At 64.3% G+C, this 25,575-nt stretch carries 22 protein-coding genes and 1 pseudogene; 17 read left to right on the top strand and 6 right to left on the bottom strand.

All coding sequences use genetic code 11. The features are described 5' to 3' along the window. Positions 1–107: 107 nt before the first annotated feature. The 4 genes from ACFSUD_RS13715 to arsH all read left to right on the top strand — a co-directional run bounded on the left by ACFSUD_RS13715 (position 108) and on the right by arsH (position 2,705). Positions 108–440, top strand: a complete 333-nt coding sequence (locus tag ACFSUD_RS13715) for an ArsR/SmtB family transcription factor (protein WP_386375176.1) — start codon at positions 108–110, stop codon at positions 438–440. Between the two features lie 75 nt (positions 441–515). Then, a complete protein-coding gene (gene arsB / locus ACFSUD_RS13710) occupies positions 516–1,583 on the top strand; it encodes an ACR3 family arsenite efflux transporter (RefSeq protein ID WP_386375175.1) in 1,068 nt (355 codons plus the stop codon). Beyond that, positions 1,580–2,002, top strand: coding sequence for an arsenate reductase (glutaredoxin) (gene arsC, locus ACFSUD_RS13705; protein ID WP_386375174.1), 423 nt, complete (start codon positions 1,580–1,582; stop codon positions 2,000–2,002). The genes arsB and arsC overlap by 4 nt, the downstream gene beginning before the upstream one ends. Next, complete coding sequence (gene arsH, locus ACFSUD_RS13700) at positions 1,995–2,705, top strand: arsenical resistance protein ArsH (RefSeq protein WP_386375173.1); 711 nt, start codon at positions 1,995–1,997, stop codon at positions 2,703–2,705. The genes arsC and arsH overlap by 8 nt, the downstream gene beginning before the upstream one ends. A 91-nt stretch (positions 2,706–2,796) precedes the next feature. On the opposite strand, the gene ACFSUD_RS13695 is transcribed toward arsH, so the two are convergent. Next, positions 2,797–4,227: an ammonium transporter gene (locus ACFSUD_RS13695; protein ID WP_386375172.1), complete on the bottom strand. Its 1,431-nt coding sequence runs from the start codon at positions 4,225–4,227 to the stop codon at positions 2,797–2,799. Between the two features lie 469 nt (positions 4,228–4,696). Continuing rightward, positions 4,697–5,386, bottom strand: coding sequence for a GntR family transcriptional regulator (locus tag ACFSUD_RS13690; RefSeq protein ID WP_386375171.1), 690 nt, complete (start codon positions 5,384–5,386; stop codon positions 4,697–4,699). Positions 5,387–5,573: 187 nt separating this feature from the next. On the opposite strand from ACFSUD_RS13690, the pseudogene ACFSUD_RS13685 reads away from it, so the two are divergent. After that, a pseudogene (locus ACFSUD_RS13685) lies at positions 5,574–7,004 on the top strand (NCS1 family nucleobase:cation symporter-1). Positions 7,005–7,097: 93 nt separating this feature from the next. Here ACFSUD_RS13685 and ACFSUD_RS13680 read toward each other — a convergent pair. Continuing rightward, positions 7,098–7,952: an SDR family oxidoreductase gene (locus ACFSUD_RS13680; protein WP_386375170.1), complete on the bottom strand. Its 855-nt coding sequence runs from the start codon at positions 7,950–7,952 to the stop codon at positions 7,098–7,100. A gap of 235 nt (positions 7,953–8,187) precedes the next feature. On the opposite strand from ACFSUD_RS13680, the gene ku reads away from it, so the two are divergent. Beyond that, positions 8,188–9,012, top strand: a complete 825-nt coding sequence (ku, locus tag ACFSUD_RS13675; protein WP_386375169.1) for a non-homologous end joining protein Ku — start codon at positions 8,188–8,190, stop codon at positions 9,010–9,012. Continuing rightward, positions 9,013–11,487, top strand: a complete 2,475-nt coding sequence (ligD, locus tag ACFSUD_RS13670; protein WP_386375168.1) for a DNA ligase D — start codon at positions 9,013–9,015, stop codon at positions 11,485–11,487. Positions 11,488–11,523: 36 nt separating this feature from the next. On the opposite strand, the gene ACFSUD_RS13665 is transcribed toward ligD, so the two are convergent. Continuing rightward, complete coding sequence (locus ACFSUD_RS13665; protein ID WP_386375167.1) at positions 11,524–12,285, bottom strand: ion channel; 762 nt, start codon at positions 12,283–12,285, stop codon at positions 11,524–11,526. A gap of 252 nt (positions 12,286–12,537) precedes the next feature. Between ACFSUD_RS13665 and nadA the strand changes: the two genes are divergently transcribed. The 10 genes from nadA (at position 12,538) to ACFSUD_RS13615 (ending at position 23,416) form a co-directional block, all read left to right on the top strand. After that, complete coding sequence (nadA, locus tag ACFSUD_RS13660; protein WP_386375166.1) at positions 12,538–13,599, top strand: quinolinate synthase NadA; 1,062 nt, start codon at positions 12,538–12,540, stop codon at positions 13,597–13,599. A 13-nt stretch (positions 13,600–13,612) separates the two neighbouring features. Then, positions 13,613–15,175, top strand: a complete 1,563-nt coding sequence (locus ACFSUD_RS13655) for an L-aspartate oxidase (protein WP_386375165.1) — start codon at positions 13,613–13,615, stop codon at positions 15,173–15,175. 2 nt (positions 15,176–15,177) lie between these two features. Further along, the gene (nadC, locus tag ACFSUD_RS13650; RefSeq protein ID WP_386375164.1) at positions 15,178–16,035 is read left to right on the top strand and encodes a carboxylating nicotinate-nucleotide diphosphorylase; all 858 of its coding nucleotides are present in this window, start codon (positions 15,178–15,180) and stop codon (positions 16,033–16,035) included. Positions 16,036–16,186: 151 nt separating this feature from the next. Further along, positions 16,187–17,257, top strand: coding sequence for a GlxA family transcriptional regulator (locus tag ACFSUD_RS13645; RefSeq protein ID WP_386375163.1), 1,071 nt, complete (start codon positions 16,187–16,189; stop codon positions 17,255–17,257). Between the two features lie 172 nt (positions 17,258–17,429). After that, a complete protein-coding gene (locus ACFSUD_RS13640; protein ID WP_386375162.1) occupies positions 17,430–19,130 on the top strand; it encodes a sulfatase-like hydrolase/transferase in 1,701 nt (566 codons plus the stop codon). After that, entirely contained in the window at positions 19,127–19,582 is a 456-nt protein-coding gene (locus ACFSUD_RS13635) for a cupin domain-containing protein (protein ID WP_386375161.1), read from the top strand. The genes ACFSUD_RS13640 and ACFSUD_RS13635 overlap by 4 nt, the downstream gene beginning before the upstream one ends. A gap of 74 nt (positions 19,583–19,656) precedes the next feature. Beyond that, the gene (gene dctP, locus ACFSUD_RS13630; RefSeq protein WP_386375160.1) at positions 19,657–20,697 is read left to right on the top strand and encodes a TRAP transporter substrate-binding protein DctP; all 1,041 of its coding nucleotides are present in this window, start codon (positions 19,657–19,659) and stop codon (positions 20,695–20,697) included. Then, positions 20,694–21,185, top strand: a complete 492-nt coding sequence (locus ACFSUD_RS13625; protein ID WP_386375159.1) for a TRAP transporter small permease — start codon at positions 20,694–20,696, stop codon at positions 21,183–21,185. Before dctP ends, ACFSUD_RS13625 begins: the two co-directional genes overlap by 4 nt. Next, positions 21,178–22,476: a TRAP transporter large permease gene (locus ACFSUD_RS13620; protein WP_386375158.1), complete on the top strand. Its 1,299-nt coding sequence runs from the start codon at positions 21,178–21,180 to the stop codon at positions 22,474–22,476. The genes ACFSUD_RS13625 and ACFSUD_RS13620 overlap by 8 nt, the downstream gene beginning before the upstream one ends. 37 nt (positions 22,477–22,513) lie before the next feature. Further along, positions 22,514–23,416, top strand: coding sequence for a LysR family transcriptional regulator (locus ACFSUD_RS13615; RefSeq protein WP_386375157.1), 903 nt, complete (start codon positions 22,514–22,516; stop codon positions 23,414–23,416). A 45-nt stretch (positions 23,417–23,461) separates the two neighbouring features. Here the strand turns inward: ACFSUD_RS13615 and ACFSUD_RS13610 are convergent, their stop codons facing one another. Together ACFSUD_RS13610 and ACFSUD_RS13605 are read right to left on the bottom strand one after the other, a co-directional pair. Then, entirely contained in the window at positions 23,462–24,862 is a 1,401-nt protein-coding gene (locus ACFSUD_RS13610; protein ID WP_386375156.1) for an amidase, read from the bottom strand. Next, positions 24,859–25,494 carry a TetR/AcrR family transcriptional regulator gene (locus ACFSUD_RS13605; protein WP_386375155.1) on the bottom strand — a complete coding sequence of 212 codons (636 nt, stop codon included), beginning with the start codon at positions 25,492–25,494 and terminating at the stop codon, positions 24,859–24,861. Before ACFSUD_RS13605 ends, ACFSUD_RS13610 begins: the two co-directional genes overlap by 4 nt. Between the last annotated feature and the right edge of the window lie 81 nt (positions 25,495–25,575).

Genomic DNA, 25,575 nt, shown 5'->3' with positions numbered 1-25,575 from the left:
GCTGTCCCTCAAACTCCCTGAGGTATTTGGCGTCAGAAGAAACGGGAGCGGTTTGGGTCGGGGGAACTGTGTTGACGCGCTCTTTATATTTCGATAATCGTCGATATATGGATAGAAAAAACGCCCTCGAAGCCTTCGCCGCCCTCAGCCAGCCGACCCGGCTCGACGTGTTCCGCCTGCTGATCAAGGCCGGTGAGGCAGGCATGTCGGCCGGCGAGATCAGCGAGAGGCTGGCGGTGCGGCAGAACACGATGTCGGCCAATCTCGCGATTCTCACCCGTGCCGGATTGATCCGCAATACCCGCGAGGGCCGCAGCATTCGCTATTTCGCCGACATGGACGGGATGCGCGGCCTGCTCGGCTTCCTGATGGAGGAATGTTGTGGCGGGCGCCCGGAATTGTGCCGACCGGTGATCGATGAACTCGCCTGTGCCTGCTAGCAGCCCGCCGCCTTCGCCCGATAACCGCACCGCCCCTGTCGCTCTCATTGAAACGCCCCAGATCGAAAGCATCCCATGACCGATACATCGCTTCCCGCCGCCGCGGGGCTTGGACCCTTCGAACGCTGGCTGTCGCTCTGGGTGGCGCTCGCCATCGGGGCGGGGCTGGTGCTCGGCAATCTCTTTCCGGGCCTGTTCTCGACCCTCGCCGCCCTGGAGGTCGCCTCCGTCAACCTGCCGGTGGCGGTGCTGATCTGGGCGATGGTCTATCCGATGATGGTCGGGGTCGATTTCACCGCGTTGCGCCAGGTCGGCGACCGGCCCAAGGGGCTGGTGGTGACGCTGGCGGTGAACTGGCTGGTCAAACCCTTCACCATGGCGGCGCTCGGCGTGCTGTTCTTCGAACATGTCTTCGCCGGGCTGATCCCGGCAGAGGACGCCACCGCCTATCTCGCCGGGGTGATCCTGCTCGGGGCGGCGCCCTGTACCGCGATGGTGTTCGTCTGGTCGAACCTGACCCGCGGGGATGCGACCTATACGCTAGTGCAGGTCAGCGTCAACGACGTGGTCATGGTCTTCGCCTTCGCGCCCATCGTGGCGTTCCTGCTCGGCGTGACGGATATCACCGTGCCCTGGGACACATTGCTGCTTTCCGTTGCCCTATATGTCATGCTGCCGCTGCTGGCGGGCTACCTGACCCGCGAGCGGCTCGTCCGGCAGGGCGGCGTGCGGGCGGTCGACGGGTTCCGCGCCAGGGTCCAGCCCTTCTCGATCATCGGCCTGCTGGTGACCGTGGTCCTGCTCTTCGGGTTCCAGGGCGAGGTCATTCTCGAGCGGCCCCTGGTCATCGCGCTGATCGCGGTGCCGCTGCTGATCCAGAGCTACGGCATCTTCTTTCTCGCCTATGGCGCGGCGCGGGCCTGGGGCATACCGTTCAATGTCGCGGCCCCCTGCGCGCTGATCGGCACGTCGAATTTCTTCGAACTGGCCGTCGCCGTCGCCATCAGCCTCTTCGGGCTCGGCTCCGGCGCGGCGCTGGCCACCGTGGTCGGCGTGCTGGTGGAAGTGCCGGTGATGCTTTCGCTGGTGGCCTTCGCCAACCGCACCCAACATTGGTTCACCAAACAGGGAGACGCGCGATGACCGTGCTCATTCATCACAACCCCGATTGCGGTACCTCGCGCAATGTCCTGTCGATCATCAGGGCCGCGGGGGAGAACCCGGTGATCATCGAGTATCTCGACACCGGCTGGACGCGGCCGCAGCTTCTCGGGCTCTTTGCCGCCGCCGACCTGACGCCGCGCAGCGCGTTGCGGGTGTCGAACTCCCCGGCCGAGGCGCTGGGTCTGCTCGATCCGGCGACAAGCGAGGAGACATTGATCGAGGCGATGCTGGCGCATCCGGTGTTGGTCAACCGCCCCATCGTCTGCACGCCGCGGGGCACCCGGCTCTGTCGGCCGAGCGAGACGGTGCTCGATCTTCTCGACACGCTGCCGCCCGGCCCGTTTGCACGCGAGGACGGCAGCCTGCTGATCGATGCCGAAGGAAATCGCTGTGTCTAACACACCCAATCTCGAAGAACGCCATTTCGTCCCGATCGACGCGGAGATTCTGCTGCCGCGGCAGCGCTCCGCCCATCCGCCGCGGATCCTGCTGCTCTATGGTTCGCTGAGGGAACGTTCCTTCAGCCGGTTGATGACCGAGGAGGCGGCCCGCGTTCTGAGCCGGTTCGGCGCCGAGACCCGCAGCTATTCCCCTTCGGGCCTGCCGCTGCCGGATGACGCGGATGTGTCGCATCCCAAGGTGCAGGAGCTGCGCGATCTCGTGGCCTGGAGCGAGGGTATGGTCTGGTGCTCGCCGGAACGTCACGGTGCGATGACCGGTATCATGAAGACCCAGATCGACTGGATCCCGCTGTCGTTGGGCAGCGTGCGCCCGACCCAAGGCAAGACGCTGGCGGTGATGCAGGTCAGCGGCGGGTCGCAGAGTTTCAACGCGGTCAACCAGCTGCGCATTCTTGGCCGCTGGATGCGCCTGCTGACCATCCCGAACCAATCCTCCACGCCCAAAGCGTTCCTGGAATTCGACGAGGCGGGCCGGATGAAACCCTCGCCTTTCTATGACCGGATGGTCGATGTCATGGAAGAGCTGGTGAAATTCACCCTGCTGACCCGCGACAGCAATGCCTCTCTGCTCGACCGCTACAGCGAGCGCAAGGAAAGCGCCGAGGAGGTCTCGCGACGGGTGAACCAGAAGTCGATCTGAGGTTCTGGATGGCACAGATCCCGCCTCTTGGAGGGGCGGGATCTGTCGGGACCGGACCGCGCCCCCGAGAGGCGCGGTCGATGATCGCGGTTCAGGCCGATTGCAGCCCTTCGTCCTTCAGACCGATGGGCTCGGGCTGACGCGTTCCGACACGCCCGGCGTCGGTATCGGCATGGGTCACCACGTCGGGTTCGAGATCCCAGAGCTTGATGTCCAGCCCGTTGACCTGATCCTCCTCGCTCACCCGCAGACCGATGGTCCGCTCAAGGATGAAGGCCAGCACGAAGGCGGTGACGACACCCGCGCCGATGCAGACGGCCGTCCCGACGAGCTGCATCACCAGCGAGATCTCGCCATGCTGGAAGGCATAGGCCCCCTCCTCGATCCCGAGATAGCCGCCGCGCGGCGTCCCGGCCTTGAAGATACCCAGCATCACCAGGCCGAAAGTGCCGCTGCCCAGGAACAACGGGAAGAGCTTGTGCTCGTCGATGCCGCGCTTCAGCGTGAACTCATAGACCGCATAGGCCGCGAAAGGTGCCAGCAGGCCGACGACGAAGGATTGCCAGGGCAGGTAGACGTCGAAACCCGACGCGCCGGCGACATAGCCGGCGAGCGGCCCGAGCAACGTATAGGCATAGTTCTTCGACGTGTAGGCCAGCAGCAGACCGGTGATCGCACCGCCCGCCCAGACCAGCGCGTAATTGTTGAGCGCAACGCCGACGCTGGTATCGGCCATGGTAACGCTGACCGCCAGCGCCTCGGGGTCGAAGAAGAAGAGACAGGACAGGATGACCATCGGCAAGCCGCCAAAGATCAGCAGCAGCCCCGGTGCGCAGAGGCCGATGCTCGGCGCCAGATAGGCCGAGACCTGCGGATGCGGCGTCATCATGCCCGGACGCGCGCCGAGCCTCGTGGTCAGCACCAGCGCCATGCCGGCCGGGAAGAGATAGACGAAACCGACGCCGAAGAAATCGTGGAAACCGGCATTGGTCAGCGGCCCGACCGAGCCCCAGGCCGCCCAGCTCAGTATCGAGGAGACGACCGCGGCGACGATGCAGGTGATGAAATAGGCCGAGGCCTTCATCCGCTCGGACACCGAGAAATGCAGCAGCACGTTGATGATCCCCGCAAAGACGGCGAGGAAGAAGATGAAGATCTGGAAGGTGTTGAGTCCCGGGAAGACCCCCGGGTCGGTATGATGCGCCAGTGAATTGGTCATCGCGCCGCCGATCCACCAATCCTTGATCGAATCCATCATGGTGGCCCCTTCCATGATGTAATATTGTCCGGCCCAGAAGCCGAACCCGATGACATAATAGGTCGCGAAACCCAGGAAGAAGCCCAGCGTCTTCTCGATGGTGGAGTTGAACAGGTTGCGGCGCCGCGCGGTACCCGCGTCGATCAGCAGCAGCCCGACGACCACCAGGATCGCGCCGACAACGCCGGATGCATACAGGATGTTCTGCACCAGTGAAGACAGCGTGACCTGTTGTGCGTAGACAGCACTCACGTCTAGTGACATCAATTATTCCCTCTTGGTCTATATGTTTTGCGCCGACTGTGTTCCGCCGACTTTGCGAGGTCGCGGTACCAAAATCCCGTGTGGGCGGTCGGCATCGGACCAGAAGTATACCGGTTCAGACCAATTTGACGGTTCCGCCCGGCGATAAGAAAATTATGGGGAAAAAATCCTGTCGCGCAACGAATTTTCTTTCGCCGGTGGAATATAATTTCACTCTATTAAGCATTTCACGGTTTTAGCAGGCGCCTCGGTGCCCCTCGAAAACACCAGTTGGACCAGAAATGGACCAGTTTCAGGGAGCAACATAGCTGCCCCTGGTCAGCGCTCCCGCGCCTTGCGCGAGATTCGAACCAGCGTCCCGAATGGCCGAACGCCTGTTTTGCCGGAGCAGGGATTAAAAGCCGACTGTTGCAATATCACAGCGCTATCTCGCAGGCGGGAACACGAGCGGCAGCGCGCGAAACTTCGGTCAGGAAGGGCTGACGCCCCACCAGCGCAGGGTGCCATCGAGATGGGTGCGGATCGCGGTGAGCGCTGCCTCGGTGTCGCGCGCCTCGATGGCGCCGATAATGGTCAGGTGCTCATCCATCGCGGACACGATGCGGTCGGCGAGGAAGGGGCGCGTGTTCTGGATCACCGCGATCCGGTCGCGGTTCTCGGCATAGAGCCGTTCGGCCAGCGGCGAGGCGAGTCCGGCCGACAGTGCGTCATGCAGGGAGAGATCGGTCTCGATCGCCCGCCGCGTCAGATCCGGATCGCTCTGGCCAAGAACCGCCTCGCGCAGCTCCTCATGCACCGTCCGCAGGGCGCCGAGCTCGATCCGGTCCACATTCTGGATCAAACGCCGGGCCCCTTCGCAATCGAAAATGGCCCGCAGTTCGAGACATTCGCGGGTCATATCGGCACCCGCATCCATGACCATCACCCCGCGTTTGGGCAGCACCGTAACCAGCCCGCCGGCCTCGGCCCGCTTGACCGCATCGCGCACTGCCGCGATCGGACAGGCGAGCCGCTCGACCAGCACCGGCATGGACAGAAACGCGCCGCTCATCAGCGAACCGCTGCGCAGCTGGCCCATGAGCTCGGCATAGGCCTGATCCGCCAACAGGTTGAGCGAGCCGTTCGATGACCTGCCGTTTGTCCGGGAAGCCTCCGTCACAGGAGGCTGCCTTCTCGGATCGCGATCGGATTTGCCTGCATTGCCAAAAAGTCCCTCGCGTTTATCCGAATAAACAGCATATAAGATAGCTGCTAACATTTTAGATACAATAGCAGATGGATCAATAGCGTCAGTTACGGCAGGGAAAGGGACCCACCTCGCTGGCGGCGTCAATGGGAGAGAGCATATGCAAAGCATGACGATCGAGGAAACCGCGGCACCGGGAGACGGCGACACGCTGAACCCGGTGACCAGCGAGGAAAAGACCTGGGGATGGTTCGCCATCTTCAACGTCTGGGCAAACGACATCCAGTCGCTGTTCGGCTATTCGCTGGTCGCCTCGCTGTTCATCTCTTACGGGGTCAGCGGCTGGACCGCCTTCGCCGCGCTGATCACCGCGGCGCTGTTGGTCATGGTCTTCGTCAACCTGTCAGGGGCGGCGGGTTAACGCTACGGCATCCCCTACCCGGTCTTCGCACGCGCCAGCATGGGCACCGCGGGGGCCAATCTGCCCGCTGTCCTGCGCGCCACGGTGGCTGTCTTCTGGTACGGTGTGCAGGTCTATTTCGCCTCGACCGCGCTGGCGCTGCTGATCCGCTCGATCACCGGCATGGAACCGGGCGCCGAGATGCTCGGCCTCGACACGGTGGACTGGATCTCCTTCGTCATCGTCTGGGGCTTCCATATCTGGATCTTCTGGCAGGGCATGGAATGGGTCGAGACATTCCTGAACATCGCGGGCCCGTTCGTCTATGCGGTGATGATCGCGCTGGTCATCTTCCTCTGGGTGAAGTCCGACGGTCAGCTGCTCGCGCAGGCCCAGACGATCTTCGCGCAGCCCGACGCGACCTGGAGCACAGAGTTCGCCGGCTTCGTGGCGATCATCGGCACCATGGTCGCCTATTTTGCCGCCGTGATGATCAACTTCAGCGATTTCTCGCGCTACGCCCGGGACAAGAAGGCGATGGTGCGCGGCAATATCGCCGGCCTGCCTTTCAACATGATCCTGTTCTCGGCACTGGCTCTGCTCACCACCGCCGGCGCCGCCGTGGTCTATGGCGAGGCGATCATCAACCCCGCCGAAATCGTGGAGCGCACCGACAGCGTCGTGCTCGGCGTGATCGCCGCCATCACCTTCTTCGCGGCGACGGTCGGCATCAACCTGGTGGCGAACTTCATTCCCGCGGTGAACGGGATCGCCAACCTGTCCCCCGCGCGGATCGGCTTCCGCAAGGCCGGGCTGATCACCTCGGGCTTCGCGCTGGTCATCGGCGGGCTCTGGACCAGCTTCATCAGCCAATTCGGCATCAGCGGCTTCGTCAACACGCTCGGCGCGACTCTCGCGCCGCTCTACGGGATCCTGATCGTCGATTACTACCTGCTGCGCAAACAGAAGCTGAAGGTCGACGACCTCTACAACATGGAGGGCGGCACCTATCATTTCGGCAATGGCTGGAACGACAATGCCCTCGTCGCCTTCGCGATCGGCGCGGTCTTCTCCATCGCCACCGTCTGGGTGCCGGTGCTCGGCCAGCTGGCCGGCTATGCCTGGATCATCGGCGCGCTGCTGGGCGGGATTGTCTACTACCTGCGCTGCCGACGCTCGCACGTCGTCTGATCAAGACCACGCTCCGCCGGACATCCGGCGGGGCGCTTTTTTTTATGGGCTCTGCATCCCTTTTGGGAGGCCGCGGGCGCGACCTCTCCCTTCCTACCCGCCGACCAGTGTCCCGCCATTCGGGTGCAGCACCTGCCCGGTCATGTAGGAGGAATCCGAACAGGCCAGGAACAGCAGCGAGGGCGCGACCTCGTTGGGCTGTCCGGGGCGGCCCAGAGGGGAGTTCTTGCCGAAATCCTTCACCGCGTCCTCGGGGAAGGACGCCGGAATCAGCGGCGTCCAGATCGGTCCCGGCGCGACACCGTTCACCAGTATCCCCTTCGGCGCGAGCTTGCTCGCCATGGCGCGCAGGAAGGCGAGGATCGCCCCCTTGGTGGAGGCATAATCGATCAGCAGGTCCTGACCCTTGTAGGCGGTGATCGACGTCACGCAGATGATCCGCGCGCCCTCCTGCAGATGCGGTAGCGCGGCCTGGGTCATGAACATCGTGCCGAAGATATTGGTGCGGAAGGTCCGTTCGATCTGCGCTTCCTCGATATCCTCCGGTGCGCCCTGTGCATGTTGCTCTCCGGCGTTGTTGACCAGGATATCGAGCCCGCCGAACTTCTCGCGCGTTTGCGCGACGGCTTTTTCGCAGAAGTCCTTGTCCCCGACATCGCCGCGGATGAGCAGCGCCTCGCTGCCTTCCGCCTCGATCACATCCCGGGTCTTCTCCGCATCGCGGTCCTCGTCGCGATAGACAATCCCGATCCTCGCCCCCTCCCGCGCATAGAGCACGGCCGTCGCCCGACCGATCCCGGAATCGCCGCCGGTAATCAGCGCGACCTTGCCCTTGAGCCGCTCCGACCCGACATGGCGCGGCATGTATTCCGGTTCGGGGTCCATCTCGTGTTCCAGCCCGGGCTGGCGCTGCGGGCTGTCCATGGAATCGAATTTCTTATCGGTCATTTCGTGCTCCTCCGCGCTGCAATCTGTCGTTTCAAAACCCTGGCTGGGCGCCCCGGTTCCCCGCGGGTAACCGCCTCCCATTCGCTCGGGCGGGTGATCGCCTGTCACCCGGCGCTTCGGTTTCGGAACAAAACGACCCCGCCGAGCATATATTCCAGACAGGGCCGGATCTCCCCGGCCCGCCCGTCGGCATTCACAGCCGAAACCCCGCCAGCTCTGCATTGGAGGGCATGTCATGGCACCGCGCGCACTTTGGAAGGGGCAGTTGCGCCTCTCGCTGGTCTCGATCCCGGTGGAGATCTATTCCGCGAGCAAGACCGGCGCGCGCGTGTCCTTCCGCCAGATCCACAAACCCTCGGGCAAGCGCATCCGCTACGAGAAATCCGTTCCCGGTATCGGCCCGGTGGACCCGGACGATATCGTCAAGGGATACGAGGTCGGGGATGACGAATATATCCTGCTCGATCCCGAGGAGATCGACGCGATCAAGCTCGAGACCAAGAAGACCTTCGAACTGGTGCAATTCGTCGATGCCTGCGAGATCTCGCCGCTCTATTTCGACAAGCCCTACTACATCACCGCCTCCGACGATCTGGCTCAGGACGCCTATCGCGTGGTGCGCGATGCGCTGCGTCAGGCCGGCAAGGTCGGGATCGGTCAGGTCACCATGCGCGGCAAGGAATATCTCGCCGCCGTCAAACCCTGCGGCGACGGGCTGTTGATGGAGACGCTGCACTACGAGGACGAGCTGCGCGAGGCCGACGAGATCTTCACCGGGATCGAGGATGCCGAGGCCGATGCGGAATTGCTCGAGATTGCGACCTCGCTGATCGAACGCAAATCCGCCCCCTTCGATGCGGCCGCCTATAGCGACAAATATGCCGAAGCCATGCAGGAGCTGCTGCAGGCCAAACGCAAGAACAAGAAGACCAAGCGGGTGCACGCCGGGGAGGGTAAGTCCGAACAGGGCGAGAATGTCATCGACCTGATGTCGGCGCTGAAGGAAAGCCTCAAGGAAGCCAAGGGCAGCAAGAAGAAACCGCGCAAGAAGGCTTCCTAGATGACCCGCGCGCCCGATCGTCTTGCCGTTTACAACGAGAAGCGCGATTTCGAGCGCACCGCGGAGCCTGCCGGGAAGCTCGGTCCGGCCAGGGGCGGGCGGCGGTTCATTGTGCAGAAACACGCGGCATCGCGGCTGCATTACGATTTCCGTCTCGAATGGGAGGGTGTGTTGCTGAGCTGGGCGGTGACCAAGGGCCCGTCCCCCGATCCCGGCGAAAAGCGGCTGGCGGTGCGTACCGAGGACCATCCCCTGTCCTATGGCGATTTCGAGGGCACGATCCCCAAGGGGCAATATGGCGGCGGCACGGTGATGCTCTGGGACGACGGCACCTGGGCGCCGCAGGAGGATTTTGCGGACGGGCTAGAGGCGGGCAAGATCAAGATCACCCTGCAGGGCGAGAGGATGCGCGGCGGCTGGGCGCTGGTGCGCATGCGCCCGCGCAGGCGCGAGAAGCGCGAGAACTGGCTGCTGATCAAGGAGCGCGACGATTACGCGGAGGAGACGCCCGATGCGCTGACCGCGCCGGAGGCGTTTTCGGTCAAGACCGGGCGGAGGATGGGAGAGATCGCGGACGGAGTCGAACCGTCGAAAAAGACCGCCGCCCGTGCCGAGACAGACGCGCCGAAACGCAGCCGCAAACGTCCGGCTTTTCGCAAGCCGCAGCTCGCGACGCTGGTCGCCGAAGCGCCGGACGGTGAGGAATGGCTGCACGAGACAAAATTCGACGGCTACCGCTGCCTTGCCGCACTCGGCAAGGGCGGCACGCGGCTTTTCACGCGGTCGGGCAAGGACTGGAGCGAGAAATTCGCGCCGCTGGCGGAGGCCTTCGCCCCCCTGCCCTGCGACGCCGCATTGATTGACGGCGAGGTGATGGCGGCGAAGATCGAGGGCTCGGCGTTTTCCTCGTTGCAGAAGGCGCTGAAACAGGGCGGCGGGCTGGTTTTTTTCGCATTCGACCTGCTGTCGATCGACGGCGAGGACCTGACCGGCACGCCGCAGCTTGAACGGCGCGAAAGGCTGGCCAGGCTGCTCTCCGGCCTGCCGCAAGACGGGCCGTTGCGGCTCACCGAACATGTCATCGGCCACGGGCCGCAGATCTTCGCCGCCGCCTGTGACAGCGGGGCGGAGGGGATCATCAGCAAGCGTGTCGATGCCCCCTATCGCGGGGCGCGCAGCCGGTCCTGGCTGAAGGTGAAATGCACGCGGCGGCAGGAATTCGTCGTCGTCGGCTATTCTCCCTCGGACAAGAAGGGTCGGCCCTTCGCCTCCCTGCTGATCGCGAGTCACGAGGGCGACAGGCTGCGTTACAAGGGAAGGGTCGGCACCGGGTTTTCCGGCGAGGTGATGGATGACCTCGCCCGCCGCTGGCATGCGCGCAAGACCGCGCCGCTCGACGATGTGCCCGGCGATGTCACGCGCGACGCGCGGTGGGTGCGCCCGGAGCTGGTGGCCGAGGTCGAGTTTACCGAATTCACCGCCGACGGTTACGTGCGTCACGGCGCCTTCCTCGGCCTGCGCGAGGACAAGGCGGCTGAAGACGTGAAGCTCGAAGCACCACGGGAGGTCGAGATGGATACCGAGATCGGCGGGATCAGGATCAGCAGCGCGGAGCGCAAGGTCTTTCCCGAGGCGGGCTGCACCAAGGGTGATGTGGCGCGCCATTACGAGCGCGTCGGCGCGCGTATGATGGCATTGATGTCGCACCGGCCCCTGTCGCTGTTCCGCTGTCCGTCGGGGATCGAGGGGCAATGTTTCTTCCAGAAACACGACAGCGGCGGCATGCCCGATGAATTGTCGCGGGTGAGCATCGCGGAGAGTGATGGCGAGGACGCCGAATATCTCTATGCAACCCGCCTCGAAAGCCTGATCGCGGCGGCGCAGATGGGCAGTATCGAATTTCATATCTGGGGCGCGAAGGTGGACCGGCTGGAAAGACCTGACCGGCTGGTCTTCGATCTCGACCCCGATGAGGGGCTGGGTTTTTCGCAACTGCGCGAAGCCGCCTTCGAGGTGCGCGACCGGTTGGGCGATCTCGGGCTCACCTCCGGCGCCATCGTGACCGGCGGCAAGGGTGTGCATGTCTGGCTGCCGCTGCGCCGCACCCGCGGCTGGGACAGCGTCAAGCTCTTTGCCAAGACCTTCGCGCATGTGATGGAGGCACGGGAGCCGGATCGCTATGTCGCCACCATGTCCAAGAGCAAGCGCAAGGGGCGGATCTTCATTGATTATCTGCGCAACGAGCGCGGCGCCACGGCGATTGCGCCCTATTCCCTGCGCGCCCGCCCCGGCGCGCCGGTGGCGGTGCCGGTGCATTGGGACGAGCTGCGAAAGCTCGACGCGGCCAATGTTTTTCGCATGAGCGATATGGCGGCGCGGTTGAAGAAGGATTGTCCGGCGCTGGCCTTGCAGGAGGATCTGCAGGTCTTGAGCAACGGGGTGATCGAGAAGTTGCAGGGCTGGGCCGAAAGCTGACTTTTTCGCAACCTCGCGCGGGTCCGCGCCGGAGGTTCAGACGCTGCCCTCCGTCGGGATGTGGATCGTTGTGCCACAATGTTTGCAATGCACCGCGTCCACGTCATGCAGCAGCAGCCCGCATTTTTCGCATTCCTGTTTCACCTTCGGCGGGCGGAACAGGACCTGCAGCAGCCGCAGGAACAGGGTGACTCCGAAGATCATCACCGCGACCGCCAGCATCCGGCCCCAGGTGCCGTCGAGCGTGATGTCACCGAAGCCCGTGGTGGTCAGCGTTGTCACGGTGAAATAGAGCGCATCGGCGTAATTGGTGATCTGCGGATTGCTGCGGGCCTGGGTGGCGTAGATCAGCCCGGTCATGATGAACAGGAAGACGGTGAGGTTGAGCGAGGCGAGGATGATCGCCTCGTTCTCGCGGAAATAGCGGAAATCGGTGCGCATCCGGTGGAGCAGCTGATAGGTATGCAAGAGCCGCAGGGTGCGCAGGATGCGCAGGAAGCCGAGCCCCTCGCCCGCGACCGGCGCGAGGAAGGAGCCGATGGCGACGATATCGGCCCAGGTCGAGAGCCTCAGGAACATCCGCTGCTTCTGCCGTTCCAGCGCCAGCCTGACGAGGAAATCCGCGAGGATCAGCAGGCCGAAAACCGCGTCGGCGATCTCGATCGCGAGCGAGCGCTGGAAGAAGGACGTGGCGATGACGAAGAGCACCGTGACGATGTCGAAGGTCAGCAACAGATAGCGGAACCTGTGGGCTTCCGTGCTGTGACCCTCGTAGAGCTTTCGTAACTTGGCGATCATCGAGGGGCCTTCTGTACCGGGGTCACTTCATTTCGCATAGCAGAAATTCATGCCCTGTCAGAGCGTTATCTCCGCAGGCAGTAGCTAGGGCGCAGCGCGCGCGGGGAAAGTCCGCGCGCTGAACGCGCGCAGAAGGGCGCGTGAATCCCGGGTCGCGGTGCGTTTCGCTTGTCCTCGGGTAAGGCAGGCGCTATCCCGTCGCCGTGTCTGCGGCCCCGACGGGCGGCGGCGCATCTTGACGGGGAGCAGGACATGAACGCAGCCGAAAACCCAACAGCGAGGGCCGCAGAGCTCGCGGCGAGCTACGCGCTGGCGCCGGACCCGGATCTGGCGGCCTCGATGCAGGAGCTCTACAGCCGCATGGAGCGGGTCGTCTCACCGCCCGACTGGGCGATTCACGCGCCCTATGTCGCGGCGATCAACAAGCTCAAGAAAGAGCGCAACGCGGTCATCCTCGCGCATAATTACATGACGCCCGACATCTATCACGGCATTGCGGATTTCGTTGGCGACAGCCTGCAGCTGGCGATCAAGGCGACCGAGGTCGAAGCCGATGTGATCGTGCAATGCGGCGTGCATTTCATGGCCGAAACCTCGAAGATACTGAGCCCGGAAAAGACCGTGCTGATGCCGGATATGGAGGCCGGCTGCTCGCTGGCCGAGAGCATCACCGCCGAGGGCGTGGCGCAGATGCGCGCGCAATATCCCGGTGCGCCGGTCGTGACCTATGTCAACACGACTGCGGAGGTCAAAGCCGCCTCGGACATCTGCTGCACCTCCTCCAACGCGGCGCAGATCGTGGCGGCGATGGAGAGCGATACGGTGATCATGACGCCGGACAAGTATCTGGCGCAGAATGTCGCCAAACAGGTGCCGCAGAAGCGCATCGTCTGGTGGGACGGGGCCTGTATCGTGCATGAGCGTTTCACCCCGCAGGACCTGCGCGATTTCCGCGAGTACAACCCGGAAACACGGATCATCACCCATCCCGAATGCCCGCCCGACGTGGTGGCGGAGGCGGATTTCTCCGGCTCGACCAGCGGTATTCTCGAATATGTGCACCGCGAGAAGCCGAAACAGGCGATGCTGGTGACCGAATGTTCGATGGCCTCCAACATTGCCGACGAACTGCCGGAAGTCGATTTCGTCGGCCCCTGCAACATGTGTCCCTTCATGAAGAAGATCACCCTCGAGAAGGTGCTGTGGTCGCTGCATACGATGAGCACGCCGGTCGAGGTCGATGGCGCCGTCGCCGGGCGGGCGCGCGTGGCGGTCGAGAGGATGATCGACCTGTCGCGGCAACTGGCGCGCTGAGGTTTTCCGGCCGATGGAGATCATCGATACCGAGCGGGTGATCATCATCGGCGCCGGGCTCGGGGCGCTTTACGCGGCGCTGAGCCTTGCGCCGCGCCTGGTATTGCTGATCTCGCCGGAGGCATTGGGCAGTGGGGCCAGCTCGGCCTGGGCGCAGGGCGGGGTTGCGGCGGCGATGGCGGCGCCGGACAGTGCCGCGCGCCATGCCGAGGACACGATGCGCGCCGGGGCCGGGTTGGTCGATCCGCAGGTCGCGGCCGAGGTCACCGGCGAGGCGCGCGCGCATATCCTGCAGCTGACCGAGCTTGGCACGCCTTTCGACCGGACGGCCGAGGGCGGCTATGTGCTGTCGCGCGAGGCTGCGCATAGTTTCGCCCGGGTGGTGCGGGTGCGCGGCGATCAGGTAGGGGCCGAGATCATGCGCGCGCTGGTTACGCTGGTCCGCCAGACCCCGTCGATCCAGATCCTCGAAGGGGTGATGGCGGTGGCGCTCGCGACGCGGGATAATGTTGTCGGTGGCGTCGAGCTGCAATCGGCCGGGCCCGAGGGCTCGGCCTCCGTGCTGGTGCGCGGGGCGGCCTGCCTGCTTGCCGGGGGTGGCTGCGGCGGGCTCTATGCGCTCAGCACCAATCCGCCACGGATCCGCGGGCAGGTCACCGGCATGGCGGCACGCGCCGGGGCGGTGATCGCGGATGCGGAATTCGTCCAGTTTCATCCGACAGCAATCGATTGCGGGCTCGACCCCGCGCCGCTGGCGACGGAGGCCCTGCGCGGCGCCGGGGCGCATCTGGTCAACCGGCAGGGCGAGCGGTTCATGGTGTCGCTGCATGTCGATGCGGAGCTGGCGCCGCGCGATGTGGTGGCGCGGGCCATCTATGGCCAGAGCCGGGCCGGGCTGCGGCCGATGCTCGATCTGCGCCCGTTGGCGGCGCGCGGCGGGCTTGCGGATTATCCTGCCGTGACGGGTGCCTGCGCCAGCGTCGGGATTGATCCGGCGCGCGTGGCGATCCCGGTGGCGGCCGCCGCGCATTATCATATGGGCGGGGTGGTGACGGATCGTCATGGGCGCAGCAGTCTCGGCGGGCTCTGGGCCTGCGGCGAAGTCTCCGCGACCGGGCTGCACGGCGCCAATCGGTTGGCCTCGAACGGTCTGCTCGAAGCGCTGGTCTATGCCCGCCGCGCGGCCAGTGATATTGCCGCGATCCTGCCGATGCCTGCGCGCGAGGTGCCGGAGCTGGAGCTGCCCGATTTGGGGCGTGGGGAGGTGCCGAAGGCCGATCTCGTCGCGCGTCTGCGCGTGGCGATGAGCGAAGGTGTCGGGGTCATCCGCGATCACGCCGGGCTCACGCGGGCGCTGCGCGAGATCGCGCGGATCGAAGCCGCACAACCCGATTGCGCCAGCCTGCGCAACATGACCGCCTGCGCCACGCTGATCGCCGCCGCCGCGCTGCGCCGCGAAGAGAGCCGTGGTGCCCATTGCCGTTCCGATTTTCCCGACACCGACGCAACCGCGCGCCGCAGCCGTCTGACGCTGCGCGAGGCGCTGTCGCTGCGTCACGAGACAGAGACCTGCTAGACATGGACAATCCGATGCTGCCGCCCCTGCCCGACATGATCCTCGAACCGCTGGTGCGTGCCGCGCTGATGGAGGATCTTGGCACGTGTGGCGACATCACCACGCGCAGCGTCATCCCGGCGGATCGGCGCTATGCCGCGCAGCTGCGCGCGCGCGAGGACGGCGTTATCTCGGGGTTGCAGATTGCCGAACTGGCTTTCCGCCTGATCGATCCGGGCCTGCAGATCCGCAGCCTGAGCCGTGACGGCGATGCGATCGGCGCCGGTGCGGTGCTGATGGAGATCGAAGGTGCCGCCGCCGCGATCCTGTCAGCCGAGCGCGTGGCGCTGAATTTTGCCGGGCGGCTCAGCGGCATCGCCACGCTGACGGCGGCCTTCGTGGCGCGGACCGAGGGCACGCGGACGCGGATCACCTGCACCCGCAAGACGACGCCGGGGCTGCGGCTGGTGGAGAAACAGGCGGTGCTGCATGGCGGCGGCCACAATCACCGTTTCTCGCTGTCCGACGCGATCCTGATCAAGGACAACCACATCGCCGCGGTCGGCGGCATCCGCCCGGCCCTGCGCGCGGTCAAATCCCGTGCCTCGCATATGATCCGCGTCGAGATCGAGGTGGACCGGCTCGACCAGCTTGCCGAGGTGCTTAACGAGGGGGGCGCCGATGTGGTGCTGCTCGACAATATGGACAGCGCGACCCTGTGCGAGGCGGTGGCGATGAATGGCGGCGCTCTGGTGCTGGAGGCGTCGGGCAACATGACGCTGGAACGGATCGGCGAGGTCGCCGCGACCGGGGTGGATTACATCTCTTCCGGCGCGCTCACCCATTCGGCGCACACGCTCGATCTCGGGCTGGATTTCTAGCGCGCCTGCCGCGTCGTCCCGGCAATGCGCGGGTATCCGAGTGATCGGACCGGGCCGCGTCCCGGCGCGGCGGTATGGCCGCTTGACACTCACGGTGCGTTCATACTTTTTGCGCCGCACAGGACAATGAGGACGACGGGGCGACGCGGGAATGGTAATTTGCCGCGCGGCGCAGGTCGATCTTGAAGGAGCGAAGACTGCCATGTGTTCCGAGCATAACGAAACGGGCGGGGTCCGTGCGCCGGTCATTCCAAGCGGTGCGGCCTATTACGAGATCAAGACCGATACGGCGACACGCGAATTCGCCTTCCTGCTGCTGCCGCGCTTCACCCTGCTGGCCTTCAGCTCGGCGCTCGATCCGCTGCGCATCGCCAATCAACTGGCGCAGAAGCCGCTCTATTCCTGGACCGTCTATGCCGAGGACGCGGGGCCGGTGATCAGCTCTTCCAGCATCTCGGTCAATGCCGATCAGACGCTGAAGCGCTTTCCGCCGCGCAGCGAGGTCTTCGTCTGTTCCGGAACGGTGAATGCGGACCCGGCCCATGCCTCGACGCTCGCGGCGCTGCGCGATCATGTCCGCTTTGGCGGCAGCGTCGGGGGGATCTGCACCGGGGCCTTCGCGCTGGCCCAGGCGGGGCTGCTGAATGACCGTAAGGTCTCGCTGCACTGGGAGAACGCGCCGGTCTTTCGCGAGCGGTTTCCCGAGCTCGACGTGAGCGAGGAGATCTATGTCATCGACGGCAAGGTGCGGACCTGCGGCGGTGGCGCCGCCGCGACCGATCTGATGCTGAAGCTGATCGAAGAGGACCATGGCCGCGATTTCGCCGAGCTGGTTGCCGACATGTGCCTGACCGGCGGTGTGCGCCAGTCGATGACGCGGCAGCGGGCCTCGCTCAGCCACACGATCGGCACCCGCAACCCGATCCTGACGGCGGTGCTCTCCGAGATGCAGAACAATCTGGAAAACCCCCTGACCATGGAGGTCATGGCGCAGGAAGTCGGCGCCTCGGTGCGACAGATCGAACGGCTGTTCCGCAAGTATCTCAACACTTCGCCGCATAAATATTGCCAGAACCTGCGGCTCGATCATGCGCATGGGCTGCTGCGGGGGACCGATCTTTCGATCACGGAGATCGCCATGGCCGCCGGGTTTTCCTCGCGCACCCTGTTCTCGCGGCGCTACAAGGAGCGTTTCGGCACCTCGCCGCGCAACATGCGCTAGCTCCGCTTTTCAATCTCCCCAATCGCAGGCGCTTTGCGGCGCCGACCCCCGCTTGCGCAGCGGCGTTATTGCCTGCGCGCGTGAGGTGATCCGGATTATGGATCACGATCAGCACAAACAGACTACCGGCTATCACCTGATGGTGTGAACATGGTGGCGAGGGGGAATTGCCATGTCTGTTCGAAACATACTTTTCATCATGTGCGACCAGCTGCGCTGGGATTATCTCTCATGTTACGGGCATCCGCATCTTCACACTCCTAATATCGACGCGCTGGCGGCGCGCGGCGTGCGTTATGAGCGCGCCTATGTGCAGTCGCCGGTTTGCGGTCCCTCGCGGATGTCGACCTATACCGGCCGTTACGTGCATGCCCATGGGGCGAGCTGGAATTTCGTGCCGCTCAAGGCCGGGGAAATGACCATCGGCGATCACCTGCGCCCCTATGGCGTCAAATCCGTGCTGATCGGGAAGACCCATATGCGCGCCGACACTTCCGGCATGGCGCGGCTGGGGATCGATCCGGAGAGTTCGATCGGGGTGCGGATCTCCGAATGCGGTTTCGAGCCGTTCGAGCGGGATGACGGTATCCATCCCTATTCCGGGCATGATCCGGCGCCGCCCTATAACGATTATCTGCGCAAGGCCGATTGTCCGGGCGAGAACCCCTGGGAGGAATGGGCCAATGCCGCGGAAGGCCCGGACGGGGAGCTGCTCTCCGGCTGGTTCCTGAAATACGCCAACCGCCCTGCCCGTGTGCCGGATGAACATTCCGAAACCCCCTATATCACCTCGCGTGCCATGGATTTCATCGACGCGGCGGGCGATCAGCCCTGGGTCGCGCATGTCAGCTATATCAAGCCGCACTGGCCCTATATCGTGCCGGAACCCTATGCCAGCATGTACGGGCCGGAACATCTGCTGCCGGTGAAACGGCACGAGGACGAGCGCAGGGATCCGCATCCGGTCTACGCGGCGATGCAGGATCACCGGGTGTCGAAATCCTTTGCGCGGGACGAGGTGCGCGAGCGGGTGATCCCGGCCTATATGGGGTTGATCAAGCAGATCGACGACCAGATGGGGCGGCTCTTCGCGCATCTGGAAAAACGCGGCATTGCCGATGAAACGATGATCGTCTTCACTTCCGATCACGGTGATTATCTCGGCGATCACTGGATGGGCGACAAGGACCTGTTTCACGAACAGGCGATCCGCGTGCCGCTGATCGTGCATGACCCGGATCCCCGCGCCGACGCCACGCGCGGCAGCGTGAACACCGATCTGGTGGAGATGATCGACCTCGCCCCCACTTTCCTCGATGTCTATGGCGGCGCGCCGGTGCCGCATGTCATGGACGGGATCTCGCTGCGCCCCGGTCTCTTCGGAGAGGCGACGGCGAAGCGGGATCATGTGATCTGCGAGTATGATTATTCCTTCCAGGACGCGCGGGTGACCCTGCAGACCAAGGCGCGGGATGCCTGGCTGCGGATGATCAGCGACGGGCGCTGGAAATATGTCATCGCGGAAGGCTTCCGGCCGATGCTGTTCGATCTGGAGAACGACCCGGACGAATATCACGATCTCGGCGGTCAACCGGGGCATGAAGAGACGATCGCGCGCCTGCATGAGGCGCTGTTTTGCTGGGCGCGCCAGCCGCGGCAACGGGTGACCGTGCCGGATGGTGCGATCGAATCGACATTCGTGCAGGAAAAGATCGCCGAGGGCGGTATCCTGATCGGCTATTGGGACGAGGCGGAGCTGGAGGAGGCGATCCGCAAGGAATGGCACCCCCGCTTTGCCGCCGCCAACCCGCTGATCGGCCCGACCCTGAAAAAGCTGCTGAGAAAAACCGACAGACAGGAGACAGAGCAATGAGCTTCGAGCCCCGGATCACCCGCAAGAGCGAAGGCCTCGATGGGGCCCATTGGAACATTCTCGGACAGGTCTATACGCCCAAGCAGATCACCGAGGAATGTTTCTCCTGGCACGCGACCTTTCCGATAGAGACCTTCGTGCCGCCGCATATCCACCCGACACAGGACGAATATGTCCTGCTGCTCGATGGCGCGCTCGACATCGTGATCGGCGGCAAGACGGAGCACGCCGCCACCGGTGACCTGATCTGCATGCCGCGGGGGGTGGCGCATGGGTTGTTCAACAATTCCGGTCGCGACGTGCGCTGTTTTTTCTGGGTGACGCCGACCGGCAAGCTTGTCGATCTGTTCCGCCGCATCCACAACATGGCACGGCCGGACGAGGTGGTCGCGCTGTCGCCGGAATACGAGGTCGAGTTCCTGCCGCCGGTCCGTGCCGACGCGCAGCTGTGAGCGTTGAGCACCATCGCCGCGTTTGATGGCAAGCGAAAGATACGGCATCCTGCCGTGCAACAGGGGGAGATGACATGAGACTGGCAAAAGGAATGGCGGCAGCCACGGTCGCCGCGGCGATGGGGATGGCCTTGCCGAGCGCGGGCGCTGCGCGGGAAACGATATTGTTCAACTGCTTCTTTCCGCCGCAACATTACGTCTGCAAGGATTTCCTGCCCGAGCTCGGCGAACGTATCGAGACCGCCACCGAAGGGCGCGTCAAATTGCGGGTGCCGCCGAAATCGCTCGCCGCGCCGCCCGATCAATATGACGGCGTGGTCAACGGGGTGATGGACGGCGCGGTGCAGTTCAACGGCTTTCTGCGCAGCCAGGTGCCGGGGGTGCAATTCTCGATGCTGCCCTTCCTCGGCCATGCCGATTCCGAGATGACCAGCGTCGCGCTCTGGGAGACCTATCAGGAACATCTGGCTGAAAAGGACGAATATGGCGAGACCGTGCTGCTGGCGCTTTTTGCGCTGAACGGCGGTGACATATTCTCGGTGACGGACACCCCGATCACCTCGATCGCCGATCTCGCGGAACGCAAGATCTGGTCGGTTCCCGGCGTGACCGCGAATGTGATCGCCGAGACCGGCTCCTCGGTCGTATCGGGCCCCGCGGTCCAGATGCTCGAACTGGTGTCAAAGGGCGTGGTCGATGGCCATGTCGGCGTCCCGCAGAGCGAGGTGACACAGTACAAGCTGACCGACTACACCAAATCCGCCACCATCTTCGACGAGAAGATTTTCCAGGCGACCTTCTCCTTCTTCGTCTCGAAGCAGAAATGGGACGCTATTTCCGAGACCGACCGCGACGCGATCAGGGCAGCGCTCGGCAGTGATTTCGTGCGCTGGATGGGCGCGGAGCAGGATCGCATCTTCGAAGCGGCACATGCCGAGATGGTCGAAGCGGGTGTCGAATTCGTCGACGGCAGCCCGGCGTTTCTGGCCGAGCTTAAGGCGCTCGGTGAGCCCCGGGTCGCCGAATGGGTCGCTCAGATGGATGGCATGGGGATTGACGGACAGGCGGTGATCGATGATTTCGAGGCCCGCTATCAAGCCAATGTCGGCCAGTGAGGCGACAGGCGGGGTCATATCTGGTCGCGGCGGTCAGCAAGCTGCTCGCGACCCTGGCCTGCGGCGCGCTGTTTGTCATGGCGGTACTGACCTTCATTGACGTGATCGGGCGCTACGGCTTCAACAATTCGATCTTCGGCGCTTCCGAACTGGTGGAATTGCTGATGGTGGCTGTCGTCTTCGCCGGTTTCGCCTTCGTCACCGCGACGGATCAGCATATCTGCGTCACGTTTTTTGACCATTTGCTGACCGAACGTGCCCCCGCCCTGATGCGCTGGAGCAGGTTCCTGTTCTCGCTCGTCGTCTATGCCCTGTTGCTCTATATCCTCTGGGACATGGCGCTTGACGCTCTGGCCAATGCCCGGACGACCATCGTCCTCGCCTTGCCGATCTGGCTGTTCCCGGGTATCGCGGCGGCCCTTTCCTCGCTTGGGTTCATCCTGTTCCTGCTGTCCTATCCGCTGCGTGAGGATGATCCCCATGGCTGAGGCCCTGCTCGGTTTTGCCGCCGTCCTGTTGCTCAGCTTCATCGGCCTGCCGCTGGCCTTCGTCACGCTGGTCGTCGGTCTGGTCGGCTTTGCCTGGCTGCGCGGCTGGAACTGGTCCGGGGCGCTGGCGATGACCGGCCAGCAGGTGATGGAGGCCGCGGCCAGCTACGGGCTTTCCGTGATCCCGCTCTTCATCCTCATGGGCATTTTCATTCACCGCTCGAACATCTCCGAAGACCTGTTCAACGCCGCCTATGCCGCCGTCGGCCGCCGCCGCGGCGGGCTGGCCCAGGCAAGCGTGCTGGCCTGTGCCGGTTTTTCCGCCGTGTCCGGCTCGTCGCTGGCGACCGCCGCGACCATGACCAAAGTGGCTATGCCGCATATGCGCCGCTACCGCTATGACGACCGGCTCTCCTCGGGGGTCGTCGCGGCAGGCGGCACGCTCGGCATCATGATACCGCCCTCGGTTCCCCTCGTGGTCTATGGGCTGGTGGCGGAACAGGACATCGGCAAGTTGTTCATCGCGGGGACCCTGCCCGGCCTGCTGCTCGTCCTGCTCTTCATGGGCGCCGTCTGGCTCACGGTCTGGCGCAACCCGCAGCTCGGCCCCGCCGGAAAGCCGCTCTCGGCGGCGGAGCGCAATCTCGCGCTGATCCGGGTCTGGCCCATCCTGCTGTTGTTCATCGTCGTGCTCGGCGGCATCTACCTCGGCGTTTTCACCCCGACAGAGGCGGCCGGCATCGGCGCGACCGGGGCCGGGCTATTCGCGCTGTGGCGGGGCGGTATCCGGACATTTGGCGCGCTGGCGGAAATGTTGCTCGAAGCGGTGAAAACCACGGCGATCCTGTTCGCGGTCATATTCGGCACGCTGGTCTTTGCGAATTTCATCAACCTCAGCGGGCTGCCCTATGACCTGCTCGATCTGGTCGAGATGCTCGAACTCGGCCCGCTCGGACTCGTTCTGGCCATCTGCGTGATCTGCGTGCTTCTCGGGATGGTGTTCGAGACCATCGGCCTGCTCTTGCTGATCGTGCCGGTTTTCCTGCCGACCCTCTACGGGCTCGGGGTCGACATGATCTGGTTCGGCATCGTGATGGTCGTGGTCATCGAGCTCGGGCTTATCACGCCGCCGATCGGGATGAATGTCTTCACGGTCAAATCGGTGATGCCGGATATCGCCCTCTCCCGGATATTCCGCGGCGTTCTGCCCTTCGTCGCGGCGGATCTCGTCGCGCTGGCGCTGATCCTGCTGTTCCCGGTCATCGCGACCGGCCTCGTCGCCTTCATGTAGCGCTTGCCCCCCGCCGAGGCGGCGGCATAGTTGCGTGATGCAGATAATACAACTTCAGGCCATCGTGGAAATCGAACGCGCGGGGAGCTTTCGCAAGGCGGCACTCCGTCTGGGACGCAGCCAACCGTCTCTGACCCGGCTGATCCTGCAGTTCGAGGAAGAGCTCGGCCTGCCCATATTCGACCGCTCCCCGACCGGGGTGAAGCTCACCGATCATGGCAAACGGGTGCATGCCCGTGCGCTCAGTGTGCTCGCCGAGGTGGCGCGGCTGGAGGATGAGGCCGACCAGCTCAGGATGGAGCAGCTCGGCACCGTCAAGCTTGCCCTGTCACCGGTGGGCGGCACTGCGCTGCTGCCCCGGGCGCTGGCGAAGTTCCGGCGGACCTGGCCGCTGGTCGATGTCGAGGTGTTCGATTCGCTTTACCCCGATGCGATCAACCTGTTGCGCAATGGCGAGATCGAAATGGCCATCGGCCCGACGCCGGAGAGCTTTTCCGATCCTGCGATCATCGTGGAGAAGCTGATCAGCATGCAGATCGTCCTCGTCACCCACAAGAGCAACCCCGGGCGCGACACCCGGCAACTGGCCGATCTTCCCGATGGTCCCTGGTTCATTCACGGCCCCGATTTCGGGCCGGGCGGACTCTTTGCGCCGAACCACGATTTCCTGCGCTCGGTCTCCGTCACGCGCTGCCATTCCCTGACCACGCTCCTTGCCTCCGTGGTCGAGAACCGGGGGTTTTCGTTCCTGTCGGACGGTCTGTTCCGGCAATTGGCCAGCCGCTATGACCTCGTCAAGGTTCCGGTCACGGATCCGCTCCCGCAGCTGAACCTGTCCGTTGCCACCAAGCGGCAGATCTTCCTCACGCCGGCGGCCAAATTGCTGCTGGCGCAGCTGAAGCGTCAGGTGAAGGCGCTCGGGGAGCCGGGGGCGACCTGAAACGATCGCCCCGCGGCAGGCTTGCGATATCGGACGGCGCGTGCCTCAGGCCCAGAGCGGCAGTTTCTGCCAGATCGTGCCGATCTCCCGCTCCAGCCTTTCGGCCACGTCGAGCACGAAGTAATCGTCATGCATCGGGGCCACGATCTGCACCCCGACCGGGACACCCTCGGCGAGATGGGTCGGCAGGGCGGCAGCGGGCAGGCCGAGCAGGTTGATTGCATGCAGTGGCAGCTGGGCGTCGATGATTTCGGGGATGCGCTCGGGCGATCTGAAATCGAGATCGTTCTCGAACGGGCGCAGCAGCGATGTCGGCATCATGAACAGGTCGATGTCATCGAACATCAGCGACCAGGCGCGCTGAAGCATGATCCGCCGCGACATCGCGTCGAGCAGCGCGCCGGTGTCGAGGGGCGGGAACCGGTCGAGATAGGATTCCAGCAGCCGCTTCATCTCCTGCGAGCCATGCGCGTTGATGGTGTCCTGCGCGGCATGGGCGGTCTCGGTGAACAGGATATCGCCCCAGAGCCGGGCGGTCGCGTCCGGTTCCGGCGGGGTCATCTCGCGCAGTGCGAAACCGGCGTCCCGCAAGCCCCGCACCGCGATGTCCATGCCTGCCTGCACCGCCGGGTCGAGCGGCGCGCTGAACGGGTTGGCGCAATAGCCGATGGTGATCTTCTCGCCACGCGCGCGGCCGCTATCCGGTGCGAGCACCTGCAGCGGATCGCGGCTGTCACGCATCGACATGACCTGCAACGCGGCGCGTACATCCGCGATGCTGCGCGCGATCGGACCCTGCACGGACATGGTCTGGGTCAGCGGCGGGCGTTCCCCGCCGATGGGGTTCATTGCCGGGACGCGTCCGAAGGAGGGCCGGATGGTCGCGACGCCGCAGCAGAACGCCGGATAGCGCAGAGAGCCGCCCAGATCATTGCCATGCGCAATCGCCCCGATGCCGGAGGCCACCGCCGCCGCGGCAGCGCCGCTCGATCCGCCCGGGGTCACGGTCGCGTCCCACGGGTTGAGCGATACGCCGTGCAGCGGGTTCGACGTGCACCAGCGCATCGAGAACTCGGGCGTATTGGTGCGCCCGATGATGACGCTGCCCGCTTTTCTCAGATTGGAGACGACGGGCGAATCCCCGGGGCCGACCATGTCCTTGAAGGCCGGGATCCCGTTCGAATTGGCATAGCCCGCCTGATCGACATTGATCTTCGTGGTGACCGGAACGCCAAACAGCGGCGCGGGATCTTCGGGGTTGCCGCTCTCGTCAAGAGCGCGCGCCACGTCCAGCGCTTCGCTCACCGGCGTGGTGATCACGTTGAGCGACGGGTTCAGCGCTTCCATGCGCGAGATATGCGCCTGCGTCACCTCGACCACGGAGACCTCCTTGCGGCGGATCTTCGTTGCGGTCTCGATCGCGGACCAGGATGCGATATCGGTCATGGCAGTTCCTTTGCACATGTGGGGAGGAGGATAATGGCATATCCTATCGTGAATATCTGGTTTTCGAGCGTGGGCTCCTCGACACTCACCGGCCCGGAGCTGAACACCACCGAATGGGTGAGCAGGCCGAGGACCACCTGCATCATGCGGTGGATGGCGGCGTCGGGCTCTGCAACGCCGCGCGCGCGCAGGCTGTCTGAGAGCTCCGCCCGCATCCGGGTTTCGAATTCCTTGCGCAGCTCGCGCAGAGGCACCCAGATGTCGGGCATCGCCTTCACCCGTTCGGACATCGAGCGGTAGAGCTCGGGGTTGTTGCGAAACTGGGCGCAGGTCAGGTCGAGCAGCCGACGCAGCCGCGCGTCGAAGTCGAGCTCGGCGAGGTCGAGCGCCTGGAGGTCGGCCACGGCCTGATCGGCGAATTCCTCGATCAGTCGGGTGAAGATGCCCTCCTTGGAGCCGAAGTGATGATAGAGGCTGCCGGTCGAGACCCCCGATTCCCTCGAAACCTGGGACAATTGCGCGGCATCAAAGCCACCCTTGGCGATCAGCCGACGCGCCGCATCCAAGACCCGTCGCGTGGTTTTTTCCCCGCGTTTCTGCTGCTTGCGCTGGTCGCCTGGTTGTTCCTGCAAATCGAACGTCCCCCTCGCGAAACAAAATACTAGAATTAACATTCTAATTCAAGTATTCTTGCCGGGACGCCTCTTAGGGAG

Source organism: Sulfitobacter aestuarii (genome assembly GCF_042685005.1).
Lineage (GTDB): Bacteria > Pseudomonadota > Alphaproteobacteria > Rhodobacterales > Rhodobacteraceae > Sulfitobacter > Sulfitobacter aestuarii.
Note: the sequence above shows the minus strand (reverse complement) of the source record. Positions and strands in the feature narration are given on the sequence as shown.